22 protein-coding genes are annotated in these 24539 nt (G+C 72.9%); 17 read left to right on the top strand and 5 right to left on the bottom strand.

The features are described 5' to 3' along the window. Positions 1-110: 110 nt before the first annotated feature. On the bottom strand, positions 111-839 hold the full coding sequence (locus DEJ43_RS05960) for a FadR/GntR family transcriptional regulator (protein ID WP_015032411.1): 729 nt from the start codon (positions 837-839) through the stop codon (positions 111-113). An 89-nt stretch (positions 840-928) separates the two neighbouring features. On the opposite strand from DEJ43_RS05960, the gene DEJ43_RS05955 reads away from it, so the two are divergent. From DEJ43_RS05955 to DEJ43_RS05940, 4 genes are all read left to right on the top strand, one after another. Next, positions 929-2299 (top strand): glutamine synthetase family protein, encoded by a 1371-nt coding sequence (locus DEJ43_RS05955; protein WP_015032410.1) that lies wholly within the window; start codon positions 929-931, stop codon positions 2297-2299. A 38-nt stretch (positions 2300-2337) separates the two neighbouring features. Then, positions 2338-3693 carry an aldehyde dehydrogenase family protein gene (locus DEJ43_RS05950; RefSeq protein ID WP_015032409.1) on the top strand — a complete coding sequence of 452 codons (1356 nt, stop codon included), beginning with the start codon at positions 2338-2340 and terminating at the stop codon, positions 3691-3693. A 5-nt stretch (positions 3694-3698) separates the two neighbouring features. After that, a complete protein-coding gene (locus DEJ43_RS05945) occupies positions 3699-4484 on the top strand; it encodes a 3-oxoacyl-ACP reductase (RefSeq protein ID WP_015032408.1) in 786 nt (261 codons plus the stop codon). Positions 4485-4588: 104 nt separating this feature from the next. Further along, the gene (locus tag DEJ43_RS05940; RefSeq protein WP_015032407.1) at positions 4589-5869 is read left to right on the top strand and encodes an HAD family hydrolase; all 1281 of its coding nucleotides are present in this window, start codon (positions 4589-4591) and stop codon (positions 5867-5869) included. A gap of 63 nt (positions 5870-5932) precedes the next feature. Here DEJ43_RS05940 and DEJ43_RS05935 read toward each other — a convergent pair whose 3' ends face one another. Next, a complete protein-coding gene (locus DEJ43_RS05935) occupies positions 5933-7135 on the bottom strand; it encodes an amino acid deaminase/aldolase (RefSeq protein WP_015032406.1) in 1203 nt (400 codons plus the stop codon). 850 nt (positions 7136-7985) lie between these two features. Between DEJ43_RS05935 and DEJ43_RS05930 the strand changes: the two genes are divergently transcribed. From DEJ43_RS05930 to DEJ43_RS05920, 3 genes are read left to right on the top strand one after another with little or no spacing between them, the layout of a single operon-like run. Next, positions 7986-8828 carry a hypothetical protein gene (locus tag DEJ43_RS05930; protein ID WP_051026022.1) on the top strand — a complete coding sequence of 281 codons (843 nt, stop codon included), beginning with the start codon at positions 7986-7988 and terminating at the stop codon, positions 8826-8828. Next, complete coding sequence (mycP, locus tag DEJ43_RS05925; RefSeq protein ID WP_015032403.1) at positions 8825-9991, top strand: type VII secretion-associated serine protease mycosin; 1167 nt, start codon at positions 8825-8827, stop codon at positions 9989-9991. Before DEJ43_RS05930 ends, mycP begins: the two co-directional genes overlap by 4 nt. A gap of 46 nt (positions 9992-10037) precedes the next feature. Next, the gene (locus DEJ43_RS05920) at positions 10038-10769 is read left to right on the top strand and encodes an SseB family protein (RefSeq protein WP_015032402.1); all 732 of its coding nucleotides are present in this window, start codon (positions 10038-10040) and stop codon (positions 10767-10769) included. 54 nt (positions 10770-10823) lie between these two features. Here DEJ43_RS05920 and DEJ43_RS05915 read toward each other — a convergent pair whose 3' ends face one another. Further along, complete coding sequence (locus DEJ43_RS05915; RefSeq protein ID WP_015032401.1) at positions 10824-11210, bottom strand: DUF1844 domain-containing protein; 387 nt, start codon at positions 11208-11210, stop codon at positions 10824-10826. Between the two features lie 286 nt (positions 11211-11496). On the opposite strand from DEJ43_RS05915, the gene infC reads away from it, so the two are divergent. From infC to pheT, 7 genes are all read left to right on the top strand, one after another. Continuing rightward, positions 11497-12219: a translation initiation factor IF-3 gene (infC, locus tag DEJ43_RS05905; RefSeq protein WP_078508611.1), complete on the top strand. Its 723-nt coding sequence runs from the start codon at positions 11497-11499 to the stop codon at positions 12217-12219. Between the two features lie 123 nt (positions 12220-12342). Next, positions 12343-12537 carry a 50S ribosomal protein L35 gene (rpmI, locus tag DEJ43_RS05900; protein WP_015032399.1) on the top strand — a complete coding sequence of 65 codons (195 nt, stop codon included), beginning with the start codon at positions 12343-12345 and terminating at the stop codon, positions 12535-12537. Between the two features lie 106 nt (positions 12538-12643). Next, the gene (gene rplT / locus DEJ43_RS05895; protein WP_015032398.1) at positions 12644-13030 is read left to right on the top strand and encodes a 50S ribosomal protein L20; all 387 of its coding nucleotides are present in this window, start codon (positions 12644-12646) and stop codon (positions 13028-13030) included. A 209-nt stretch (positions 13031-13239) separates the two neighbouring features. Then, positions 13240-14079 (top strand): TrmH family RNA methyltransferase, encoded by an 840-nt coding sequence (locus DEJ43_RS05890; RefSeq protein WP_015032397.1) that lies wholly within the window; start codon positions 13240-13242, stop codon positions 14077-14079. Positions 14080-14160: 81 nt separating this feature from the next. Continuing rightward, positions 14161-15357 (top strand): sensor histidine kinase, encoded by a 1197-nt coding sequence (locus DEJ43_RS05885; protein WP_015032396.1) that lies wholly within the window; start codon positions 14161-14163, stop codon positions 15355-15357. 155 nt (positions 15358-15512) lie between these two features. Further along, positions 15513-16640 carry a phenylalanine--tRNA ligase subunit alpha gene (gene pheS / locus DEJ43_RS05880; RefSeq protein WP_015032395.1) on the top strand — a complete coding sequence of 376 codons (1128 nt, stop codon included), beginning with the start codon at positions 15513-15515 and terminating at the stop codon, positions 16638-16640. After that, positions 16640-19168 (top strand): phenylalanine--tRNA ligase subunit beta, encoded by a 2529-nt coding sequence (pheT, locus tag DEJ43_RS05875; protein WP_015032394.1) that lies wholly within the window; start codon positions 16640-16642, stop codon positions 19166-19168. Before pheS ends, pheT begins: the two co-directional genes overlap by 1 nt. Before the next feature lie 81 nt (positions 19169-19249). Here pheT and DEJ43_RS05870 read toward each other — a convergent pair whose 3' ends face one another. Continuing rightward, entirely contained in the window at positions 19250-19834 is a 585-nt protein-coding gene (locus DEJ43_RS05870; protein ID WP_110014468.1) for a hypothetical protein, read from the bottom strand. 314 nt (positions 19835-20148) lie between these two features. Here DEJ43_RS05870 and DEJ43_RS05865 point away from each other — a divergent pair, with 314 nt between their 5' ends. From DEJ43_RS05865 to DEJ43_RS05855, 3 genes are all read left to right on the top strand, one after another. Continuing rightward, on the top strand, positions 20149-21219 hold the full coding sequence (locus DEJ43_RS05865; RefSeq protein WP_071891170.1) for a PP2C family protein-serine/threonine phosphatase: 1071 nt from the start codon (positions 20149-20151) through the stop codon (positions 21217-21219). Between the two features lie 335 nt (positions 21220-21554). After that, on the top strand, positions 21555-22895 hold the full coding sequence (locus tag DEJ43_RS05860; RefSeq protein WP_015032392.1) for an NsdA family TPR-like regulatory protein: 1341 nt from the start codon (positions 21555-21557) through the stop codon (positions 22893-22895). 62 nt (positions 22896-22957) lie between these two features. Beyond that, complete coding sequence (locus DEJ43_RS05855) at positions 22958-23488, top strand: NUDIX hydrolase (protein WP_041662163.1); 531 nt, start codon at positions 22958-22960, stop codon at positions 23486-23488. Between the two features lie 68 nt (positions 23489-23556). On the opposite strand, the gene DEJ43_RS05850 is transcribed toward DEJ43_RS05855, so the two are convergent. Further along, the gene (locus tag DEJ43_RS05850; RefSeq protein ID WP_041662161.1) at positions 23557-24417 is read right to left on the bottom strand and encodes a 3-hydroxybutyryl-CoA dehydrogenase; all 861 of its coding nucleotides are present in this window, start codon (positions 24415-24417) and stop codon (positions 23557-23559) included. Between the last annotated feature and the right edge of the window lie 122 nt (positions 24418-24539).

Here is a 24539-nt window from a genome sequence, read left to right as displayed (position 1 = left end):
CAGCTCCCCGCAACGGGCCCAATGGATTGGAGGCATACCTTTGCGGTGGCCGACACGGGAGCGCAACCCCCGTGCGTTACTTTCGGGTTACGTACCCGGGGAGCGCCGTCTCATGTCAGGAAGCCCCGCAGCAGCGCCGCCGTGCCCGCGCAGTGCTCCCGCATCACCTCGCGCGCCGCGTCCGCGTCCCCGTCGAGGACCGCCTCCACGAGGGCGGTGTGCTGGTGCTGGGAGTGCTCCAGATTGCGGACGAGCAGCGGGATGCAGTCGAGCAGGTCGTTCACGGTGGCCCGGACGGCCGCGTACTGCGCCGTGAGCGTCGGCGAGCCGGACAGCTCGGCCAGGGTGAGGTGGAGCAGGGTGTCCTGGCGGCGGTAGTCGGCCAGCGGGGCGTCATGGGTCGCCGCCACGGCCGCCCGCAGCCGCTCGGCGCCCGCCGCGTCGAGACCGTGCGCCGCGCAGAGCCCGGCCGCCCCCACTTCGAGGACCTCGCGGAAGCGCAGGGTGTCCTCCATGTCGACCGAGGCGATCCGGCGGCGCAGCTCGTCCTCGTCGGCGGTCTGGACGCGCGGCAGCACGAACGTCCCGCCGTAGCGGCCGCGCCTGCTCTCCACCAGGCCCTGTTCCTGGAGCACCTTGAGGACCTCGCGCAGCGTCACCCGGCTGATCCCCATCCGGTCGGCCAGCTCCCGCTCGGCGGGCAGCCGCTCCCCGCCCGGCACGAGCCCGAGCCGCACCACCTGGAGGATCTGCTCCAGGGCCTCCTCGAAGCCGTTGCCCGCCCGCACCGGGCGCAGCACGGGCGTCAGCCGGTCCGCCGATTCACTCGTACTGGCCACGTTCTCGATTCCCCTTCGTCAGCACTTCCCAAGCAATGGTCTTCCGCAATACCTTATGGCTTCCGGCAGGCCGAAGGAGGAGCAATCCCGTGGCAGACCGCAAAGCCCCGCTCGCCGTCGAGGAGCTCCGAGCCCTCGTCGCGAGCGGCGAGATCGACACCGTCGTCCTGGCCTTCCCCGACATGCAGGGGCGCCTCCAGGGCAAGCGGTTCGCCGCCCCGTTCTTCCTGGACGAGGTACTCGGCCACGGCACCGAGGGCTGCAATTACCTCCTCGCCGTCGACACCGAGATGAACACCGTCGGCGGCTACGAGATGGCCTCCTGGGACCGCGGCTACGGCGACTTCGCGATGCACCCCGACCTCACCACCCTCCGCCGCCTCCCCTGGAACGAAGCCACCGCCATGGTGACCGCGGACCTCGCCTGGGCCGACGGCACCCCCGTCGTCGCGGCCCCCCGGCAGATCCTCCGCCGCCAGCTGGAGCGCCTCGCGGACCACGGCTTCACCGCCCACGTCGGCACCGAACTCGAGTTCATCGTCTTCAAGGACAGCTACGAGCAGGCCTGGGACGCGAACTACCGCGGCCTCACCCCCGCCAACCAGTACAACATCGACTACTCCGTCCTCGGCACCGGACGCATCGAACCCCTCCTGCGCCGCATCCGCAACGAGATGACCGGCGCCGGACTCACCGTCGAGTCCGCCAAGGGCGAATGCAACCCCGGCCAGCACGAGATCGCCTTCAAGTACGACGAGGCCCTCGCCACCTGCGACGGACACGCCGTCTACAAGACGGGCGCCAAGGAGATCGCCGCCCAGGAGGGCTACTCGCTCACCTTCATGGCGAAGTACGACGCACGCGAGGGCAACTCCTGCCACATCCACCTCTCGCTCCAGTCCGTCGACGACCCCGGAACGAACGTGATGGCCGGCGACGACCCGCACGGGATGTCCGAGACCATGCGCCACTTCCTCGCCGGACAGCTCGCCGCCCTGCGCGACTTCTCCCTCCTCTACGCCCCCAACATCAACTCGTACAAGCGGTTCCAGCCCGGCTCCTTCGCCCCCACCGCCGTCGCCTGGGGCCACGACAACCGCACCTGCGCGCTCCGGGTCGTCGGCCACGGCCGCTCCACCCGCTTCGAGAACCGCCTCCCCGGCGGCGACGTCAACCCCTACCTCGCCGTCGCCGGACTGGTCGCCGCCGGCCTGTACGGCATCGAGCAGCGCCTCGAACTCCCCGAGCCCTGCTCCGGCAACGCCTACACCGCCGAGTACGCGCACGTGCCCACCACCCTGCGCGAGGCCGCCGAACTCTGGGAGACCAGCGAGATCGCCAAGGCCGCCTTCGGCCCCGAGGTCGTCGCCCACTACCGCAACATGGCCCGCGTCGAACTCGACGCCTTCGACGCGGCGGTGACGGACTGGGAACTCCGCCGCTCCTTCGAACGCCACTGATCCCGCCCCCCCCCGCGCACGCCTCCGAGAGGACTGAGTTGCTCCAGGTACTGAACCCGGCGACCGAGGAGCCGGTCGCCACCGTCCCCGCCGCCACCCCCGCCGACGTGGACGCCGCCGTCACCCGGGCCGCCGCCGCCCAGCGCGGCTGGGCCGCCGCCGCACCCGCCGACCGCGCCCGACTGCTCCGCCGCTTCGCCGCCGTCGTCGACGACCACGCCGAGGAACTCGCCCGCCTGGAGGTCCTGGAGGCCGGCCACACCATCGGCAACGCCCGCTGGGAGGCCGGCAACGTCCGCGACCTCCTCGACTTCGCCGCCGGGGGAGTGGAACGCCTCAACGGGCGCCAGATCCCGGTCGCCGGCGGCCTCGACATCACCCTCCTCGAACCGCTCGGGGTCGTCGGCGTCATCGCCCCCTGGAACTTCCCCATGCCGATCGCCGCCTGGGCCACCGCGCCAGCCCTCGCCGCCGGCAACGCCGTGATCCTCAAGCCCGCCGAGACCACCCCGCTCACCGCGCTCCGGCTCGCCGCACTCGCCCTGGAAGCGGGCCTGCCCGAAGACCTCTTCCAGGTCCTCCCCGGCACCGGACCGGTCGCAGGCAACGCCCTCGTCGAACACCCCGGCATCGCCAAGATCGTCTTCACCGGCTCCACCAGGGTCGGAAAATCGATCATGGCGAAGTGCGCCGACCAGGTGAAGCGGGTCACCCTCGAACTCGGCGGCAAGAGCCCCAACATCGTCTTCGCCGACGCCGACATCGAAGCCGCCGCCGCGGCGGCGCCGATGTCCTTCCTCGACAACAGCGGCCAGGACTGCTGCGCCCGCACCCGCATCCTCGTCCAGCGGAGCGCGTACGACCGCTTCATGGAGCTGCTCACCCCCGCCATCGAGGAGATCGTCGTCGGAGACCCCGCCGACGAACGCACCCAGATGGGCCCGCTCATCTCCCGTGCCCACCTCGACCGCGTCCGCTCCTACGTCACCGACGACCTCCCCGGCATCCGCGGCAAAGCCCCCGAGGGCTCCGGCTTCTGGTTCCCGCCCACCGTCCTCACCGACGTGCCCGAGGACGCCCCCTGCGCCGTCGAGGAGATCTTCGGACCCGTCGCCGTCGTCCTCCCCTTCGACGACGAGGCCGACGCGATCCGCCTCGCCAACGCCACCGAGTACGGCCTGTCCGGCTCCATCTGGACCCGGGACGTCGGCCGCGCCCTGCGCGCCTCCCGTGCCGTCAAGGCCGGCAACCTCTCCGTCAACTCCCACTCCAGCGTCCGCTACTGGACTCCGTTCGGCGGCTACCAGCAGTCCGGCCTCGGCCGCGAACTCGGCCCCGACGCCCTGACCGCCTTCACCGAAACCAAGAACGTCTTCATCAGCACGGAGGCCTGAGCATCATGACCGACACCGAGATCATCTGCCGCCGCCTGGTCGGCCGTACCGCCGTCATCACCGGGGCCGGCAGCGGCATCGGCCTCGCCACCGCCCGCCGCCTGGCCTCCGAGGGCGCGCACGTCGTCTGCGGCGACATCGACGAGACGGCCGGCAAGGCCGCCGCCGAAGAGGTCGGCGGAACCTTCGTGAAGGTCGACGTCACCGACCCCGAGCAGGTCGAGGCGCTGTTCAAGACCGCCTTCGACACCTACGGCTCCGTCGACATCGCCTTCAACAACGCCGGCATCTCGCCCCCAGACGACGACTCCATCCTGGAGACCGGCCTGGAGGCCTGGAAGCGCGTCCAGGACGTCAACCTCACCTCCGTCTACCTGTGCTGCAAGGCCGCCCTGCCGTACATGCGCCGCCAGGGCAAGGGCTCCATCATCAACACCGCCTCCTTCGTCGCGATCATGGGCGCGGCCACCAGCCAGATCTCGTACACCGCCTCCAAGGGCGGCGTCCTCGCCATGTCCCGCGAACTGGGCGTCCAGTTCGCCCGCGAGGGCATCCGCGTCAACGCCCTCTGCCCCGGGCCCGTCAACACCCCGCTCCTCCAGGAACTGTTCGCCAAGGACCCCGAGCGGGCCGCCCGCCGCCTCGTCCACATCCCCGTCGGCCGCTTCGCCGAGGCCGAGGAGATCGCCGCCGCGGTCGCCTTCCTCGCCAGCGACGACTCCTCCTTCGTCAACGCCAGCGACTTCCTGGTCGACGGAGGCATCTCCGGCGCGTACGTCACCCCGCTCTAGACCGCCGCCACACCCCCCACACCCCCACATCCCCACCCGGCAGCCGGGCGTCGCAAGGCGCCCGGCTGTTCGGCGTCCGCCGCAGCCCCGACAGGAGAGTGATCATGAACCAGCGTGTCCGACTCCGTCCGTCCGCCGCCGCCACCGCCGCCCTCGCCCTCGCCGTGACGAGCCTCGTCCCCGCCACCGCCACCGCCACCGAGGCGGAGTCCCGGGACCACCGCACCCCCCGGCCCTGCCCCACCCTGCGGGTCTCCGAGGGCTGGTTCGGCGACAACAAGGCCCGGATCGACGCCCTCGTGGCCAAGCACTGCCACGACAAGGGCGGAAAGCCCGTCGCGGTCTTCGACTGGGACAACACCGTGATCAAGAACGACGTCGGCGACGCCACCTTCCACTGGCTCCTGCGGAACGACCGCGTACGCCCGCCTCGGGACGGCGACTGGTCCACCACCAGCCGCCACCTCACCCCGGAGGCGGCCACCGCCCTCGGCGCCGCCTGTTCCACCGGAGTACGCGTCCTGCCCACGTCCACCGACACCCGCTGCGCCGACGAACTCCTCTCCGTCTACGCCTCGGGCGCCACCACGGCCGGGAAGACGGCCTTCGCGGGGCACGACCGCCGCCGCATGGAGCCCCAGTACGCCTGGCTCGCCCAGCTCCTGCACGGCTGGACCACCCGCCAGGTCGAGTCGTTCGCCGCCGCCGCCCGCGCCGAGAACCTCGCCGCCCCGCAGGGCGCCACCCAGCGCGTCGGCACCGCCCAGGTCACCGGGTGGGTCCGCTACTACCCGCAGCAGCGCGACCTGATCCGCACCCTCCAGGACGCCGGCTTCGACGTGTGGATCGTCTCCGCCTCGCCCGAACCCGTCGTCGACGTCTGGGCGAAGGGCGTCGGTGTCGCCCCCTCCCACGCCATCGGCATCCGCAACACCACCGAGCGCGGCCGGCTCACCGCCCACCTCAAGGGCTGCGGAACGGTGCGGGACGGCAAGGACACGATGATCACCTACATCGACGGCAAGCGCTGCTGGATCAACCAGGAGATCTTCGGGGTCCACGGCCCCGCCGCCGAGCGGGTGCAGCCGGCCGCACGGCGCCAGGTGTTCGCCGCGGGCGACTCCGACACCGACGTCTCCTTCCTGAGGGACGCCACCGGCCTGCGGCTGGTCCTCAACCGCAACAAGAACGAACTCATGTGCCGGGCGTACGAGAACGGCGACGGCCGCTGGATCGTCAACCCCATGTTCATCGAGCCGAAGCAGCGGAAGACCACCCCGTACCCCTGCGCGAGCACCGGCTACACGGCGGGCGACGGCACGGCGCAGCCGGTCCGGCGGTCCGACGGAAGCGTGATCCCGGACCAGCCCGACAAGGTCTTCTGACAAGGGCTGCAAGAAGGCCCGGGCACGGCCTGGCGTTGGCCCGGGCACGGCCGGGGGGAGGGCCTAGAGGAAGGTCTGGCCCTCACCCCGGTACGTCGGAACCGTCGCGGTGATCCGGTCGCCCTCGACCAACTGGAGGCTCGCGAACCGCTCGCACAGCTCACCCGCCTTCGCGTGCCGGAACCACACCTTGTCGCCGATCCGCAGATCGTCGGCGGGCGAGCCGAGCAGCGGGGTCTGCACCTCGCCCGGCCCCTCCTGCGGGTCGTACCTCAACCCCTCCGGCAGATACGGCACGGGCAGCCGGTCGGGCCCCGCCGCACCGGACGCCGGATAACCGCCCCCCAGGACGGTCACCACCCCGACACCCGGCCGCCGCACCACCGGCTGCGCGAACAGCGCGGCGGGCCGCCCGGTGAACGACGTGTAGTTGTCGAAGAGCCGCGGCACGAAGAGCCCCGAACCCGCGGCGATCTCCGTCACCGCCTCCTCGGCGGCCGTGTGCTGCACGCTGCCGGTACCGCCGCCGTTCACGAACTCCAGGTCCGGCGCCACCGCCCGGACCGCCCGCACCACCGCCGCCCGGCGCTCCGCAAGCTCCCGGCGGGCCGCCGCCTGCATCAGCCGGATCGCCCGCGACCGCAGCGGCCGCCCCGCGACCGCGTCACCGACACCCGCGACATGACCCTCGTACGCCATGATCCCGACCAACCGGAACCCGGGACGCCGCGCCACCGAACGGGCCAGCTCCGCCAGCTGCGCGGGCTCCCGCAGCGGCGAACGCCTGGCCCCCACCCGGATGCGGCCGCCGAGCAGACTCAGCGCCGTGTCCAGCTCCAGACAGACCCGCACCTCCTCGGTCCCGCCCGCGCGGGCGGCGTCGATCAGATCGAGCTGCGCCACGTCGTCGACCATCACGGTCACGGCGGCCGCCAGCTTCGGATCGCGCGCCAGCTCACCGAACCCGGCGCGGTCCGCCGACGGATAGGCGAGCAGGACGTCCTCGAACCCGGCGCGGGCCAGCCACAGCGACTCGTCGAGCGTGAACGACATGATCCCCGCGAAGCCCTCCCGGGCCAGCACCCTCTCCAGCAGCGCCCGGCACCGCACGGACTTGCTCGCCACCCGGATCGGCTTGCCGCCGGCCCGGCGCACGAGATCCGCCGCGTTGTCGTCGAAGGCCTCCAGATCGACGATCGCCACGGGCGCGTCGAGATGAGCGGTGGCCCGGTCGTAACGGGCCCGGTCGGCGGCACGGGGAGTCATGGCCCGAGCTTGCCAGACAGGTTTACGGGTGGGTAGCCCCTGGGTTCCCGTACCAGGGGGAACAGCCCGTAGAGTGACGGGCATTGTCGACACGAGCGGGGAGACGGGGATGACCGGCGAACAGCGCCCCGGCACGACCTCCCGCATCACCGAAGCCCTCCTCCCCCCGACACCGCCGGAGCCCCCGGCGGCCGAGACGACGACAAGACTCCGCCCGATCCACCCGACGGACCCACCGCCCCGACCGGCCACCTCGGGGTCGCCCCGGGCCGGCGGCCCTGTACCGCCGTCGGCGGGTCCGTCTGCCCCGGCGTCGCCCCGGTCGACCGGCCCGGGGTCGCCCCGGTCGACGGACCCGGCGTCGCCTCTGGCGACCAGTCCGGCGACCGGCCCGGGGTCGCCCCGGCCGGCCGGCCCGGCGTCCGGTCCTGGGACCGGTCCTGCGTCGCCCCGGGCCTCTGCCCCGGGGCTCGGTCTCGCGTCGCCTTCGGCGCCGTCGCCCGCCCCTGCATCGCCTCGGGCCACCGCCCCGGGGGTCGGTCCCACGTCGCCTTCGGCGTCGTCGTCCACCCCTGCGTCGCCTCGGGCCGCCGGCCCGGTGGCCGGCCGCGCGTTGCCCCCGGCCACCACCTCGGGGCCGGGCCCGGGGTCGCCTTCGACACCCTCCAGGTCCTCCGCCCCCGCGACCGGCTCCGGGGTCCCGCTCCCGCCCGCCTCTCCGCCGCGTACGGCGACAACCCCGCCCCGCCCCGCTGCCCAGCCCTGGGCGCCGCCGGCCTCGGCGGGCCACGTGGCGGGACCGCCCCAACCCGCCGCCCAGCCCTGGGTGTCGCCGGCCTCGTCGGGCCCCGTGGCCAACCCCTTCGCGCCGCCGTTCCCGGCAGCCCTGCCCCCCGAAACTCCCGTCGAGACCACCACGCGGCTGCGGCCCGTGCGGCCGCGGCGGGCCGGGCGGGCCGTCGCCGTGGGTGTCTGCGCCGTACTCGGCGTCGGGCTCATCGGTGGGGCACTCGCCGGACTGTGGCTCGCCGCCGCCGAACCCGGAGAGCCCGCCGAACCCGCCGGGTACGCCAAGGCCAGGGACCTCTGGCACAACGCCCCCGTCGACTCTCTCTTCCCCCGCAGCCTCGCCGGCCCCGCCGCCGGCCCCGGCGCCTCCGCCCGTACCTGGACCCGGATCGTCGTCGCCCCGGACGCCGCCTGCTCACCCGCCGTCCTGGCCAAGGGCCTGCTCGCCACCCTCCGGCCGCTGGGCTGCGAGCGCGTCCTGCGCGCCACGTACACCGACGCCACCGCCAGCAGCGTGATCACCGTCGGTCTCGTCTTCACCCGCGCCGACGCCCCGGCGCAGCGCACCCTCGGCCAGGGACTCACCACCCGCCTCGGCGCCGACGTCCCGCCGACCCTCCCCGGCCCCGGCACCGTCGCCGCCCGCTTCGGCCCCTCGCAGCGGGCCAGCTGGTGGCTGAACGCCCCCGCCGACCTCCCCGTCGTCGTCACCGCCGTCTCCGGTTTCGCCGACGGCCGGACCGTCGACCGCCCGCAGCCCGCCGACGGCGCCATGGCCCGGGGACGTACCGACGCCGTCGCCCAGTCCGGTCTCGGCCACGAGGCCAGGAACATCACGGTGCGCTTCGAACAGCTGCTGCGCACGGCCGTCGCCCCGCCGGCCAAGGAGAAGGACGCCCGGTGACCCGCCTCCGCATCCCCGCGGCCGCCCTGCTCGCCGCCGCCTTCACCGTGCTGCCCGCCACCACCACGCCCGCCCACGCCGACACCATCCGGGCCCGGCAGTGGGGCCTCCAGGCCCTGCACACCACCGAGGCCTGGCGGACCACCAAGGGCGAGGGCATCACCGTCGCCGTCCTCGACACCGGCGTCGACGCCGAGCACCCGGACCTGAAGGGCTCGGTCCTCACCGGCCGCGACCTCATCGGCTTCGGGGCCGCCCGGGGCGACCGCGCCTGGGCCCGGCACGGCACCGCCATGGCCGGGATCATCGCCGGGCACGGCCACGGCCCGGACGGCGGCGACGGCGTCCTCGGCATCGCGCCCGGCGCGAAGATCCTCCCCGTACGGGTCATCCTCGAAGGCACGGACACCTCCCGCGACAAGGCCCGCAAGACCCGGGGCAGCGCCCTCGCCGACGGCATCCGCTGGGCCGCCGACCACGGCGCCGACGTCATCAACCTCTCCCTCGGCGACGACTCCAAGTCCGCCCACCCCGACGCGGGCGAGGACGCCGCCGTCCAGTACGCCCTCGCGAAGGGCGTCTCCGTCGTCGCCTCCGCCGGCAACGGCGGCGAGAAGGGCGACCACATCTCGTACCCCGCCGCCTACCCCGGCGTCATCGCCGTCACCGCCGTCGACCGCTACGGCACCCACGCCTCCTTCTCCACCCGCCGCTGGTACGCCACCGTCAGCGCCCCCGGCGTCGACATCGCGATCGCCGACCCCGACCGCCGCTACTACGAGGGCTGGGGCACCAGCGCCGCCGCCGCGTTCGCCTCCGGGGCGGTCGCCCTCGTCAGGGCCGCGCACCCCGACCTCACCCCGGCGCAGGTCAAGCGGCTGCTGATCGACACCGCCCGGAGCCGCCCGAAGGGCGGCCGCAGCGACGCCAAGGGGTACGGGACGGTCGACCCGGCCGCCGCGATCGAGGCGGGCGCCCGGATCAAGGGCGGCGACCCGAAGAACGTCACCACCGGGTACCAGGGCCGGTACTTCGGGCCCGGCCCGGTGCCGCCCGCGGAGGAGAGCCACCCGGTCGGCCTGCTCGCCCCGCTCGCCGGCGGCCTCGGCGCCCTGCTGCTCCTGACCGCCGTCGTCCTGAGCCGGGCCGGCCGGAACCCTTAGGGCCCCGGCGCGCCGGGCGCCCCCGTGCGGCGGTTAGGCTCGGTGCGTGGCGCTCAAGAACATCCCGGACCCCGGTTTCTCCGACGACGACGGCACCGCCGACCCACGGCTCGCCGCGGCCCTCGCGGCCTGGGCGGAGGACAGAACCGCCCACGGCCCGGTCCTCGACGCGCTGCGCGAGGCCCGGCTGCTCGTACCCGTCGTCGCCGTCCTCGGCGAGGTCGAGACCGACGAGAACGGCCTGCGCCGCGAGAAGACCAGCGACATGGCGGTCCCCACCCTCACGGCCGGTGACCGGCGCGCCCTGCCCGCCTTCACCTCCATCGCCTCGCTCGCCCTGTGGGACCCCGAGGCCCGCCCCGTGGCCGTCCCGCTCCACCAGGCGCTCCAGGCCGCCGCGCACGAGAAGGCCGACACGGTCGTCCTCGACCTCGCGGGCCCGGTGCCGTACCAGCTGACCGGTCCGGCCCTGCTCGCCCTCGCCGAGGGCCGTACCAGCGCCGACCCGCTCGACGACCCGGCCGTACGGGAAGCGGTGCGGGCCGCTGTCGCCGCCGAGCCGGCCGTGCTCCGCGCCCATCTGGGGCCCGGCGCCGCCGACGGCACCCTCGCCCTGGTCCTCGCCGGTGACGCCTCCCCGGCGGAGGCGGCCCAGCGGGTGGCCCGCGCCCTGGCCGCCGACGAAACACTGAGGGCCCGCCTGGTGCGGGGCCTCGACCTGGCACTCCTGCCGGCCTCGGCCACGCCTCCGGGCGAGCCCTTCTACGTAAAGAAGTAGGCGCGCCCCCCGTACCTACTTACTTACCTACCTACCTACTCCCTGCCCAAGGCCCTAGCCGTACACCGGCCCGGTGTACTTCTCGCCCGGGCCCTGGCCCGGCTCGTCCGGGATCAGGGAGGCCTCGCGGAAGGCGAGCTGGAGGGACTTCAGGCCGTCCCGCAGGGGGGCGGCGTGGAAGGAGGAGACCTCCGTCGCGCCCGCGTCCAGCAGACCGGCGAGCGCGTGCACCAGCTTGCGGGCCTCGTCGAGGTCCTTGTACTTGTCGCCCTCCTCGGTGAGCCCGAGCTTCACCGCGGCGGCGCTCATCAGGTTGACGGCGACGGTCACGATCACCTCGACGGCGGGGACCTCCGCGATGTCACGGGTCATGGCGTCGAAGTCGGGGGACTCGGGGGAGTCGGCGGAGTCCGGGGACTCGTTCTGGGGCGTCTCGCTCATGCCTCATACGATATGCCGGTCCTCGGTTAGCGAAGACCGCCGGGTCCTGCTAACCTTGTGTAACGACCGGCCGGACACGTGTGTGCCCGGCCCACAAGTGGAGGCTCCGTACTCCCACCTGACCACCCTCACGGGTGGCGGGTCACCGGTCAGGTGGCGCCCATCGTTCCGTACGGACGATGGAGCCGCCCGATGTGCGCCCCGCGGTTGACCGCGGCGGTGCTCCGGTATTTCCGTGGAGCCCCGCCTGTGTCCCGTCCGGGGCGTTTTTCATGTGCCGGCTCGGTTGGTCTCACAGAAACAGACATGCGCGTCCGTCCGCCAGGCGGTCGCGTGGTGCTACCGAGGAGGATCCATCAGCGCCGAGCCCCGCATCAACGACAGGATTCGCGTTCCCGAGGTGCGACTTGTCGGACCCAGCGGCGAGCAGGTCGGGATTGTTCCGCTTGCCAAGGCCCTGGAGCTCGCACAGGAGTACGACCTCGACCTGGTCGAGGTGGCGGCGAACGCCCGTCCGCCCGTGTGCAAGCTCATGGACTACGGGAAGTTCAAGTACGAGTCGGCCATGAAGGCCCGTGAGGCGCGCAAGAACCAGGCGCACACGGTCATCAAGGAGATGAAGCTCCGGCCGAAGATCGACCCGCACGACTACGACACCAAGAAGGGTCACGTCGTCCGGTTCCTCAAGCAGGGTGACAAGGTCAAGATCACGATCATGTTCCGTGGTCGTGAGCAGTCCCGTCCCGAGCTTGGATTCCGGCTGCTGCAGCGGCTGGCGTCGGACGTCGAGGAGCTTGGCTTCATCGAGTCCAACCCGAAGCAGGACGGCCGGAACATGATCATGGTTCTCGGCCCGCACAAGAAGAAGACCGAGGCCATGGCCGAGGCGCGTGAGGCCCAGGCCGCGCGCAAGGCCGAGCGCCAGGGTGTCTCCGCCGAGGAGTCGCCCGCGGCTCCGGCGGACGAGGCCCCGGCCGCCGAGGCCCCGGCCGAGACCCCCGAGGCGTGACCCCACGGGCTGCCATCCAGGCAGCCCGGGGCCCCGCCCGGAACCACCACACGAAGAACTGACGCTCCCGGATGTCCGGTGCCCGCACCGGGGGGAGCGCCACTGACGAGGAGATACGGCGCGATGCCGAAGAACAAGACGCACTCCGGTGCCAAGAAGCGCTTCAAGGTCACCGGCTCCGGCAAGATCCTGCGCGAGCGCGCCGGCAAGCGCCACCTGCTCGAGCACAAGTCGTCCAAGCTGACGCGTCGCCTCACCGGCAACGCGGAGATGGCCCCGGGCGACGCGGCCAAGATCAAGAAGATGCTGGGCATCTGATCTGATCACCCGCCCTCGGCGACGAGGGCTTCCGGCCAGGTCCGGGACCCATTCGTTTTTCGGGTCGTGTGAGTCCAACCACGACCCCGCTACAAGGAGTTAACAAGTGGCACGCGTCAAGCGGGCAGTCAACGCCCACAAGAAGCGCCGGGCGATCCTCGAGGCGGCCTCCGGCTACCGCGGTCAGCGCTCGCGCCTGTACCGCAAGGCCAAGGAGCAGGTCACCCACTCGCTGGTCTACAACTACAACGACCGCAAGAAGCGCAAGGGCGACTTCCGTCAGCTGTGGATCCAGCGCATCAACGCCGCTGCCCGCCTGAACGGCATGACGTACAACCGCCTCATCCAGGGTCTGAAGGCCGCCAACATCGAGGTGGACCGCAAGATCCTCGCCGAGCTGGCCGTCAACGACGCCAACGCGTTCGCCGCGCTGGTCGAGGTCGCGCAGAAGGCTCTGCCGGCCGACGTCAACGCCCCGAAGGCCGCCGCCTGATCTTCCAGGCCGCAGTACCTCTGCCCGGACCCGCAGGCGCGCACGCGTCGGCGGGTCCGGGTGCGTTCACCCCCGTGGCCGTGTCATCCCGACACCCGCGGTCCCGAAGCCCCGCAGTCTCGTAGTCCCGCAGCCCCGCAGTCCCGCAGTCCCGCAGTCAGCAGTCCCGGCCCGCACCCCCGGCACCGAAGAAGGAACCGCCGCACCTCATGGTCACCCCCGAGCTGATCTCCCCGCGTTCCCCGCGCGTCGTCGCCGCCCGGCGGCTCGCCAAGCGCAACTTCCGGGGCAAGGACCGCCTCTTCATCGCCGAGGGCCCGCAGGCCGTCCGCGAGGCCGTCGAGCACCGCGGCTCCACCGGAGAGCCCACGCTCGTCGAGCTCTTCACCACCGTCGAGGCCGCCGAGCGGTACAGCGCCATCATCGAGGCCGCCCTGGCCTCCGGGGCCCGCGTCCACCACGCCTCCGACGCCGTGCTCGCCGAGGTCTCCCAGACGGTCACCCCGCAGGGGCTCGTCGGGGTCTGCCGGTTCCTCGACTCGCCGTTCGAGGAGATCGTCGCGGCCCGGCCCAAGCTGGTCGCCGTCCTCGCCCACGTACGCGACCCCGGGAACGCCGGCACGGTGCTGCGCTGCGCCGACGCGGCCGGCGCCGACGCCGTCGTCCTCACCGACGCCTCCGTCGACCTGTACAACCCCAAGTCCGTACGGGCCTCCGTCGGCTCGCTGTTCCACCTCCCGGTCGCCGTCGGCGTCCCCGTCGAGCAGGCCGTCGCCGGCCTGAAGAGCGCGGGAGTCCGCATCCTCGCCGCCGACGGGGCGGGCGAGGACGACCTCGACGCGGAGCTGGACGCCGGCACCATGGGCGGGCCCACCGCCTGGGTCTTCGGCAACGAGGCCTGGGGACTGCCCGAGGAGACCAGGGCCCTCGCCGACGCCGTCGTCCGCGTCCCGATCCACGGCAAGGCCGAGAGCCTCAACCTCGCCACCGCCGCCGCGGTCTGCCTGTACGCCTCCGCCCGCGCCCAGCGCCCCCGAACCTCCGCCTGAAGGGTCCATTCCGCCCTCCCCGCCCAGTAGAGTGACGCACTCGGGGGCCCACTGCGCCACCCGGAGGGGTGGAGAACGGGGATGACGGTCGGCACGGGCAGGCCCGCACAGGCACGGAGCGCCGCGCCACGCGCCGCGGAGCCCCCGCCGGCCCCGGGCACCGAGGAACCCGGCGCCCCGGAACCGGGTAGCCCGGAGCCGGGGGCCGCAGACCCGGCCGGCTTCGCCGGGATCCACCCCGACGACCTCCCCGACGGCCTCGTCGTCGCCGACGCGACCGGCCGCGTCGTCACCTTCAACGCCGCCGCCAGCCGGATCACCGCCGTCCCCGGCGCCAAGGCCCTCGGCCTCCCTCTCGACCAGGCCCTGCCCCTCGAAGACCTCAAGGGACGCCGCTGGTGGGCGCTGACCGACCCGTACGGCGGTCTCGCCACCCGCCGCGGCCAGCCCGAGCGCAATCTGCTGCTGCCCGGCGGCCGCGAGGTCCTCGTCTCCGCCCGGTACGTCCGCGAGCACCCCACCGGCCCGGTCCGCCGGGTCGTGGTCTGCCTGCGCGGCACCGAGGCCCGCCGCCGCACCGAGCGCAGCCACGCCGAGCTCATCGCCACCGTCGCCCACGAACTGCGCTCCCCGCTCACCTCCGTCAAGGGCTTCACCGCCACTCTCCTCGGCAAGTGGGAGCGGTTCAACGACGAGCAGAAGCGGCTGATGCTGGAGACCGTCGACGCCGACGCCGGCCGCATCAAGCGGCTCATCGCCGAACTCCTCGACATCTCCCGGATCGACTCGGGCCGCCTCGAAGTGCGCCGCCAGCCCGTCGACATCGCCGCGGCCATCGGCCGCCACGTGCAGGTGCACACCACCGGCGGCCAGTCACCCGACCGGTTCTTCGTACGGATCAGGCCCGAGCTGCCCCCGCTCTGGGCCGACCCCGACAAGATCGACCAGATCCTCGGGAACCTCCTCGAAAATGCGGTGCGCCACGGCGAGGGAACCGTCACCATCGAGGTGGCACCCGCCAAGACCGGCGACGACGGAGAAGAGGGGACGGAGGTCACCGTGAGCGACGAGGGCCCCGGCATCCCCGAGGAGTCGATGAGCCGCGTCTTCACCCGCTTCTGGCGGGGCAGCAAGCGCGGCGGCACCGGGCTCGGCCTCTACATCGTCAAGGGCGTCGTCGAGGCCCACGGCGGCACCATCACCGTCGGAAGGGGCCCCCGAGGCGGGGCCGAGTTCCGATTTATCCTGCCCGTCGGCACCCCGGCCCACCTCCTCTGACGTCTCAGCAGTCGAGACCGTACGAGATCAGGAGCCGCCGGGCCGCCCACGGGCTCATTCGCGTCCCCCCACCCCGTTAGACTCGTCCTTTGGCACGTTTGCGCCCTTGACGTCGAGCGGGGCCGCCCAGCCAGCCAACGGAAGCACGGGAAGAGATGTCCGCACCCAATAAGTCGTACGACCCGGTTGAGGTCGAGGCACTGAAACCGGAAGAGATCGAGCGCATGCGGGACGAGGCGCTCGCCGCCTTCGCCGCCGCGGGCGACCTCGACGCGCTCGCGCATGCGAAGACCGCGCACACCGGTGGCACCTCGCCGCTGGCGCTCGCCAACCGGGAGATCGGCGCCCTGCCGCCGCAGGCCAAGGCCGCCGCCGGAAAGCTCGTGGGCCAGGCCCGCGGCATCGTCTCCAAGGCGCTCGCCGCCCGCCAGACGGAGCTGGAGGCCGAGCGCGACGCCCGCGTCCTCGTCGAGGAGGCCGTCGACGTCACCCTGCCGTACGACCGCGTCCCGGCCGGTGCCCGCCACCCGCTGACCACGCTCATGGAGCGCGTCTCCGACGTCTTCGTCTCCATGGGGTACGAGGTCGCCGAGGGCCCCGAGGTCGAGGCGGAGTGGTTCAACTTCGACGCCCTGAACTTCGTCCCGGACCACCCGGCGCGCCAGATGCAGGACACCTTCTTCGTCCAGGGGCCGGAAGGCACCACCGGTGACGAGTCCGGCGTCGTGCTGCGCACCCACACCTCGCCGGTCCAGGCCCGCACCCTCATCGACCGGGAACCGCCGGTCTACGTGGTGTGCCCCGGCCGCGTCTACCGCACCGACGAGCTCGACGCCACGCACACCCCGGTCTTCCACCAGATCGAGCTGCTCGCCGTCGACGAGGGCCTGACCATGGCCGACCTCAAGGGCACCCTTGACCACATGGTCCAGGCGCTCTTCGGCCCGGACATGAAGACCCGGCTCCGCCCGAACTTCTTCCCGTTCACCGAGCCGTCCGCCGAGATGGACATGCTCTGCTACGTCTGCCGCGGCGAGTCCGTCGGCAACCCCGACCGCCCCTGCCGCACCTGCGGCAGCGAGGGCTGGATCGAGCTCGGCGGCTGCGGCATGGTCAACCCGAAGGTGCTCGTCGCCTGCGGTGTGGACCCCGAGAAGTACAGCGGATTCGCCTTCGGGTTCGGCATCGAACGGATGCTGATGTTCCGCCACAACGTCGACGACATGCGAGACATGGTCGAGGGTGACGTCCGGTTCACCCGGCCGTTCGGGATGGAGATCTGATGCGGGTCCCGCTTTCTTGGCTGCGGGAGTACGTCGACCTGCCGGCGACGGAGACCGGCCGCGACGTCCAGGCCAAGCTCATTTCGGCAGGCCTCGAGGTCGAGACCGTCGAGCAGCTCGGCGCCGGCCTGACCGGCCCGCTGGTGGTCGGCAAGGTCCTCACCATCGAGGAGCTGACGGAGTTCAAGAAGCCCATCCGCTTCTGCACCGTCGACGTCGGCCAGGCCAACGGCACCGGCGAGCCCCAGGAGATCATCTGCGGCGCCCGGAACTTCGCCGAGGGCGACAAGGTCGTCGTGGCCCTGCCCGGCGCCGTGCTCCCCGGAGACTTCCGGATCGCCGAGCGCAAGACGTACGGCCGGGTCTCCCGGGGCATGATCTGCTCCGGCGACGAGCTCGGCATGGGCGACGACGGCACGCACGGCATCATCGTGCTGCCGCCGGAGCACGAGGTCGGCACCGACGCCACGGTCCTCCTGGAGCTGTTCGACGAGGTCCTCGACATCGCCGTCACCCCGGACCGCGGCTACTGCCTCTCGATGCGCGGAGTCGCCCGCGAGACCGCCACCGCGTACGGGCTTCCGCTGCGCGACCCGGCGCTCCTCGACGTGCCCGCGCCGAACTCGTACGGCTACCCGGTCCAGATCACCGACCCGATCGGCTGCGACCGCTTCACCGCGCGCACCGTCGTCGGCCTGGCGCCCGAGGCCCGCTCCCCGATCTGGCTGCGCCGCCGTCTCCAGAAGGCCGGCATGCGCTCCATCTCGCTGGCCGTCGACGTCACCAACTACGTGATGCTGGAGCTCGGCCAGCCGATCCACGCCTACGACCGCAGCCGTCTCGACGGCCCGATCGGCGTCCGGCGTGCCGAGGCCGGCGAGAAGATCACCACCCTCGACGGCACCGTGCGCGTCCTGGACGCCGCGGACCTCGTCATCACCGACAACCGCGGACCGATCGGCATCGCCGGCGTCATGGGCGGGGCCAACACGGAGATCGCCGACCCGGTGACCGACCCGGAGACCGGGATCGTCACCGGCAGCTCCGAGGTCGTCATCGAGGCCGCGCACTTCGACGCGATCTCGATCGCCCGCACCGCGCGCCGCCACAAGCTGTCCTCCGAGGCGTCCAAGCGCTTCGAGCGCGGCGTCGACCCGCAGGCCGCCGCCGCTGCCGCGCAGCGCTGCGTCGACCTGCTCGTGCTGCTCGCGGGCGGCACCGCCGAGGCCGGCGTCACCGAGATCAGCGCCCCGTCCGCGCCGCGCACGATCACCCTGCCGGCGAACCACCCGGACAAGGTCGCGGGCGTCGACTACGGCCGTGAGACCGTCGTCCGCCGCCTCCAGGAGGTCGGCTGCGACGTCTACGGCCAGGACGAGCTCATCGTCACCGTGCCCTCGTGGCGCCCCGACCTGAGCGAGCCGAACGACCTCGCCGAAGAGGTCATCCGCCTGGAGGGCTACGAGAACCTGCCCTCCACGCTGCCGAAGCCGCCGGCCGGCCGCGGGCTCACTGAGCGCCAGCGCGTCCACCGCCGGGTGGGCCGCGCGCTGTCCGGCGCCGGCTACGTCGAGGCGCTGAACTACCCCTTCACGAGCGAGCAGGTCTTCGACCAGCTCGGCCTGGACGCGGACGACACCTGCCGCCGGGTCGTGAAGCTGGTCAACCCGCTCTCCGACGAGGAGCCCGTGCTCCGTACGGCGCTGCTGCCGGGTCTCCTCGGCGCGCTCCGCCGCAACGACAGCCGCGGCAGCCACGACCTGGCGCTCTTCGAGACCGGTCTGGTCTTCCTGGCCGGCGAGAAGCCGGGCGTCGCCGTCCGTCTCGGCGTCGACCGGCGTCCCACGGCCGAGGAGATCGCCGAGGTCAACGCGGCCCTGCCCGCGCAGCCGCGGCACGTCGCCGTCGTCGTCGCCGGTGCGCGCGAGCAGGCCGGCTGGTGGGGCAAGGGCCGTCCGGCCGACTGGGCGGACGCGGTCGAGGCCGCCCGCACGGTCGCGCGGGAGGCGGGCGCCGAACTGATCGTGCGCCAGGGCCAGTACGGCCCCTGGCACCCGGGCCGCTGCGCCGAACTGCTGGTCCTCGTCGACGGCGAGGAGCGGACCGTCGGTTACGCGGGCGAGCTGCACCCGCGCGTGGTGAAGTCCTTCGGCCTGCCGGCCAGGACCAGCGCGATGGAGCTCGACCTCGACCTGGTCGAGGCGGCGTCCGAGGGCCCCCTGAAGGCCCCCCGGATCTCCTCCTTCCCGGTCGCCACCCAGGACGTGGCCCTGGTCGTCGCCGCCGACGTCCCGGCCGCCGACGTGCAGGCCGCCCTCAGCGAGGGCGCGGGTGAACTCCTGGAGTCCGTCCGGCTGTTCGACGTCTACACCGGCGACCAGCTCGGCGAGGGATCCAAGTCCCTGGCGTACGCCCTGAGGTTCCGCGCCCCGGACCGCACGCTCACGGTCGAGGAAGCCACCGCGGCCCGTGACGCGGCCGTGGCCCTGGCCTCCGAGCGCACGGGCGCCGTCCTGCGCGGCGCCTGACCGGCACAGCACCACCAGAGGGGCCGCCCCGGGATCTCCCGGGGCGGCCCCTCCGCTGTCCGGGGGCCTCGGGACCGTCCTTCACTGCGGCGCGGGCGGGCCGACGAAGATGTAGCCGGTGCGGGGCTCGCAGGCCCGCTGGATTCCGCCGCACGTGTAGTCGGCCGTGCCGCTGGACACCGAGCGCTGCTCTCCGAGGACGCGGCCGGGGTCGGCCGTCGGGCTCCAGCTGAAGCCGAACACGGCCCGGTAGGAGCCCTGGTCCGTGGTGGGCTGGATCCAGACCATGGGGAAGGCGATCGCGTTCTCGCCAGGGAGGATCTGACCCCGGTGCACCTGCCGGTCGACGCGGACCCATTGGGAGCCGTCCCAGCGCTCCAGGTCGTAGACGGCCAGGACGTCCTGAGCGTCCGACCCGGCGGTGGCGGGGGACCGGAGCACCTGGGGGCGTTCACTCGCGTGGAACGTCAGCCTCTGGTCCGACGCGGTGTTGCCGACGTCGGACACCTGGATCTGGGGCAGTTCCACCCGGCCCGGTCGGCCCGCGGTCGCCTCGGGGGTCCAGGCCGACGCCGGGGGTGCCGTTCCCAGGGTGCCGAGGACGAACGCGGCGGTCAGGGCGACCAACGGGGAAAGGGCACGGGAGGAGTTGCGGAGCTTCATCATGAGCGGCCTCACACGCGAGGTTCACGGGGGCTCGTCAGGACCTGCTCCTCCAGGTTATGCCCGCGCCCGTCATCTCGCCCGCGTAGCCGCCGGGTGGCCTTCACCGGCGTACGGAAGGCCGGTCGTCGTTCGTTCGTTCGCGTGGCGGAGGGCTGGCGGAGGGCGGCGCCCCGGGGGTGCTCACTCCTTCGGGTGAGATCGTCGGGGGGTGTTCCGTGGTGGGGCGCCGGGTCGGCAGAATCGACGCGGCCGCAGGGGCGGACCTGTGTGCCGCAGGGCCTTCGGGCGCTGTCGGGGCTCGGGAAGGGCCGTGCATGATCCGTACGAGGTCGTTGGTCTCCGATGGCTCCCGGCTCCGCCGGCTGGCCCCGCTCGCCCTTCCCACCGCGTGGGGCGCGGTGGCGGTGGCGTGGAAGTTCGGCTGTCCGCTGGCCCGGCAGCCCGGACTGCCGATGAGGATCGCGACCAGCGTCGTGTTCCTGACCGTCGGCGCCGGGCTCGTGTTCGGACTGCGGCGCGGGCTCGCCCGGGAGTTGGCCCGGGCGCGGGCCGTCGCGGCCGCCACCCAGCGGGTGCTGCTGCGCCCGCCGCCCGCCCGGCTCGACGGACTCGCCCTGGGGGCGGGGCAGTTGTCCGCCTCGCGGGGTGCGTCCGTCGGCGGGGACCTGTACGAGGCGGTGGCCACCCCGTACGGGGTGCGGATCGTCATCGGGGACGTCCGCGGGCACGGTCTCGCCGCGCTCGGCGCCGTCGTGGCGGTCCTCGGGAGCTTCCGCGAGGCCGCGCACGACGAGCCCGAACTCGGCGGGGTCCTGCGGCGGCTGGAACGGGCCCTGGAGCGGCATCTTCGGGAGCGGGCCCGGGACGAGCACCCGGCGCGGGCCGGCGCGGACCCGGTGCATCCGGCGGCGGAGGAGTTCGTGACCCTGCTGCTCGTGGAGGTCGGCTCCGACGGGCGGCTCGCCGTGCTGAACTGCGGTCACCCCGGCCCGTACCGCCTCGGCCGGACGGTGGAGCGGCTTCCCGTCGGCGAGCCGCTGCCCCCGCTCGGCGTGCTGCCGCTGCCCGCCGCGCTCGCCCCGTACACGGCGGCCCGGCTGCTGCCCGGCGAGACCCTGGTCCTGCACACGGACGGCGCGGAGGAGGCCCGGGACCACCGTGGCCGGTTCTTCGCGCTCGACGCCGCCCTCGCGACGGGAATCCAGGGTGAGGCGCCCGGCGCGCTGGTCCGCCGCGTCCACACCGCGCTGTTGCAGCACACGGGCGGCCGGCTCGCCGACGACGTCGCGCTGCTCGTCGTCCGCAACGACCGCGTCCGGGTGCCGGCGCAGCCCGCCGAACCCGGGCTGCGCCGTCCCCGGCCCGCCCCCTCCTCCCACTGCTGAGCGGAAGCGAAGGGCCGTGGCCGGTGTCGCCCGCCCCGCCACGGAGTGTCGGGCAGATCAGCGGGGCGGGCGACACGGACCGGGCGGCCGCACTGAATGAGGGGGGAGCCGGCGGCCCGGTCGTCGCCTTGCGGCGAGAAGCACAGTCAAGCGGTACGGGGACGAGCGCGGCAGAGTACGCGGACCGGAAGAACGGGCACTTCGTTCACACCCCGTGCGAAACCGCCCCGCACCGGGTTGACCCGAAGGGGGCCTTCCGCACTGGTCCGTCCCGTACGAAATCAGCCACCGCTACGCTGAGTTCACCGAGCTGGAGCCCAGCGACCGGAGCGGTCATGCAGCCCAACACCTTGCTCGACGCCCTGCTCGACGAAGCGGGCGTCTCGAACGCCGGCCTGGCCGCCCATGTGAACCGGGCAGGCCGGGCGAGAGGCCTCGCCCTGCGCTACGAACACACCGCCGTGGCCCGCTGGTTGAAGGGCCAGCGGCCGCGCGGCCAGGTTCCGGACCTGATCTGCGAGGTGCTCGCCGCCCGGCTGCACCGCCAGGTGACCCTGGACGACATCGGCTTCGGCGTGCCGGGCGGGCCGCTGCCCGCGCCCGGCTCGCCGCTCACCGGGTTCGTGGAGCGGGCGGCCGCCCTGTGGCGCTCCGACGAACAGCAGCGGCCGCACATAGTCGCCGCGCCCGCCGTGACCGGCACCCCGGCGGTGATGCCCGTCTGGGAGTGGGAGAACCCTCCGGAGGACGTGGACGTCTCCCGTACCGGCAGGACGTCGGTCTCGGCCGCCGACATCACCGTGCTGAGCGCCGCCCGCTCGCACTACGAGCAGATGTACCGCAAGGCGGGCGGCATCGCGACCAGGGCCCGGATCGTCGGCTTCCTGACCACCGAGACCGCGCCGCTGCTGCGCGGCTCGTACAGCGACGCCGTGGGGCGGCGGCTGCACCGGGCGACCGGCGGACTCGTGGCGGTCGCGGGGATCTGCGCGTACGACGCCGACGCGCACGGCCTGGCCCAGCGCTACTTCCACCAGGCGCTGCGGCTGGCGAAGGCGAGCGGCGACCGGGGTCTCGGGGCCTATGTGATCGCGCTGCTCGTCAACCAGTCGCTGTTCATGGGGGAGTACCGGCAGGCGGTCGCGTTCGCGGAGGCGGCGCTGCGGGCGGCGGGGCGGCAGATCACCCCGGCGCTCGCCGCCGATCTGACGGCGATGCAGGCGAAGGCGTACGCGCATCTGGGCGACGGGGCGGCCGCGTTGGCCTGCATCCGGCGGGCGGAGGTGGCGGCGGAGCGGATCAGCCCGGGGGAGGAGCCGGCCGAGACCGGCTATGTCCAGCCGGGGTTCGTCAACGTCCAGGTCGCCGAGGCCCTGCTCAGTCTGGGTGATCTCGCGGCGGCGCACGAGCACGCGTCGATGGCGGTCGGGACGCCCTCGCACGACCGGGGCCGGGTGCACCGGCTCGCGATGCTGTGCCAGATCGAACTGCGGCAGGGGGAGGTCGACGGGGCGGCCCGCACGGCGGTGGAGATGACCGAGCGGGCGCGGGGGATGGAGTCGCGGCGGCTGCGGGACCGGCTGCGTCAGGTGCGGGAGCACCTGCTCGCGAGCGGCGGCGGTGAGGCCCGGGAGGCGGCGGCGCTGATCGACGGGGCGCTACGCGTTCCCCTGTGAGCCTCCAGCTGCTGCGATATTGCCACCAAACAAGCACCGACCAGTCGGAAGGTGGCAAGAACGTGCAGTGGACGAAACTGAGCGAACGCTCTGTCTATGAGAATCGCTGGTTCCGGGTGAACCTCGCGGACGTCGAACTCCCGGACGGCCGCCACCTCGACCACTATCTGATCCGGCTCCGCCCGGTCGCCGTCGCGACCGCCGTCAACGAGGCCGACGAAGTCCTGATGCTCTGGCGCCATCGCTTCATCACCGACAGCTGGGGCTGGGAACTGGCCGCCGGAGTCGTCGAGGACGGCGAGGACGTCGAGTCGGCCGCCGCCCGCGAGATGGAGGAGGAGACCGGCTGGCGGCCGGGGCCACTGCGCCATCTCCTCACCGTCGAGCCGTCCAACGGCCTCACCGACGCCCGCCACCACCTCTACTGGGCGGAGCGGGCCACGTACACCGGACCGCCCGAGGACGCCTTCGAGTCCTCACGGCGGGCCTGGGTCCCGCTGAAACAGATCCCGGACATGATCACCCGGGGTGAGATCCCGGCCGCGAACATGGCCGCGGGGCTGCTGATGCTCCACCACCTGCGGCTGGGCTGAGGAACGGGTGAAAAGCCGGACGGCCCGTACCTGTGCGTGTGTACGGGCCGTCCGGTGTCCTGGGGCGATCAGGCGTACGGGTAGAAGCCCGAGCCCGTCTTCCGGCCGAGCCGGCCCGCGTCCACCATGCGCTGCAGCAGCGGGGGAGCGGCGTACAGCGGCTCCTTGAACTCGGAGTACATCGAGTCGGCGATCGAGGCGATCGTGTCCAGACCGATCAGGTCCGACAGCTTCAGCGGGCCCATCGGGTGGGCGCAGCCGAACTCCATGCCGTTGTCGATGTCGTCGCGGCTCGCGATGCCCGACTCGAACATCCGGATCGCGGAGAGCAGGTACGGCACCAGCAGCGCGTTCACCACGAAGCCCGAGCGGTCCTGCGCGCGGATGGCGTGCTTGCCGAGGGTCTTCTCCGCGAAGGCCTGCGCCCGGCTGATCGTGCCCTCGGAGGTGGTGAGGGCCGGGATCAGCTCGACGAGCTTCTGCACCGGGGCCGGGTTGAAGAAGTGGATGCCGATGACCTGGTCGGGGCGGGAGGTCGCCACGGCCAGCTTCACCAGCGGGATGGACGAGGTGTTCGAGGCCAGGATGGCGTCCGGCCGGGTCATCACCTGGTCGAGGACCTGGAAGATCTCGGTCTTGACCTGCTCGTTCTCCACGACCGCCTCGATGACGAGGTCGCGGTCGGCGAACTCTCCGAGGTCGGTGGTGAAGCTCAGGCGGGCGAGCGTAGCGTCCCGCTCCTCCTCGCTGATCTTGCCGCGTTCGGCGGCCTTCGCCAGCGAGTTGTAGAGCCGCGTGCGGCCGATCTCCAGCGCCTCGCCGGTGGTCTCGGCGACCTTCACCTCAAGGCCGCTCCGGGCACACACCTCTGCGATGCCCGCGCCCATCTGGCCGCAGCCCACCACTCCGACGCGCTCAATGTCGGCCATGGAGTCCGTCACCTCGTGCCTTTCGCTCTTCTCTGGCGGCGGGGGCCCGTGTGATTCCGGTACGTCCGCCTCGACCCCACGACGTTACCGCTCATTAACCGATGATCGATCGTCCGGGGCGG

Origin of the sequence: Streptomyces venezuelae ATCC 10712, assembly GCF_008639165.1 — a bacterium.
Lineage (GTDB): Bacteria > Actinomycetota > Actinomycetes > Streptomycetales > Streptomycetaceae > Streptomyces > Streptomyces venezuelae.
Note: the sequence above shows the minus strand (reverse complement) of the source record. Positions and strands in the feature narration are given on the sequence as shown.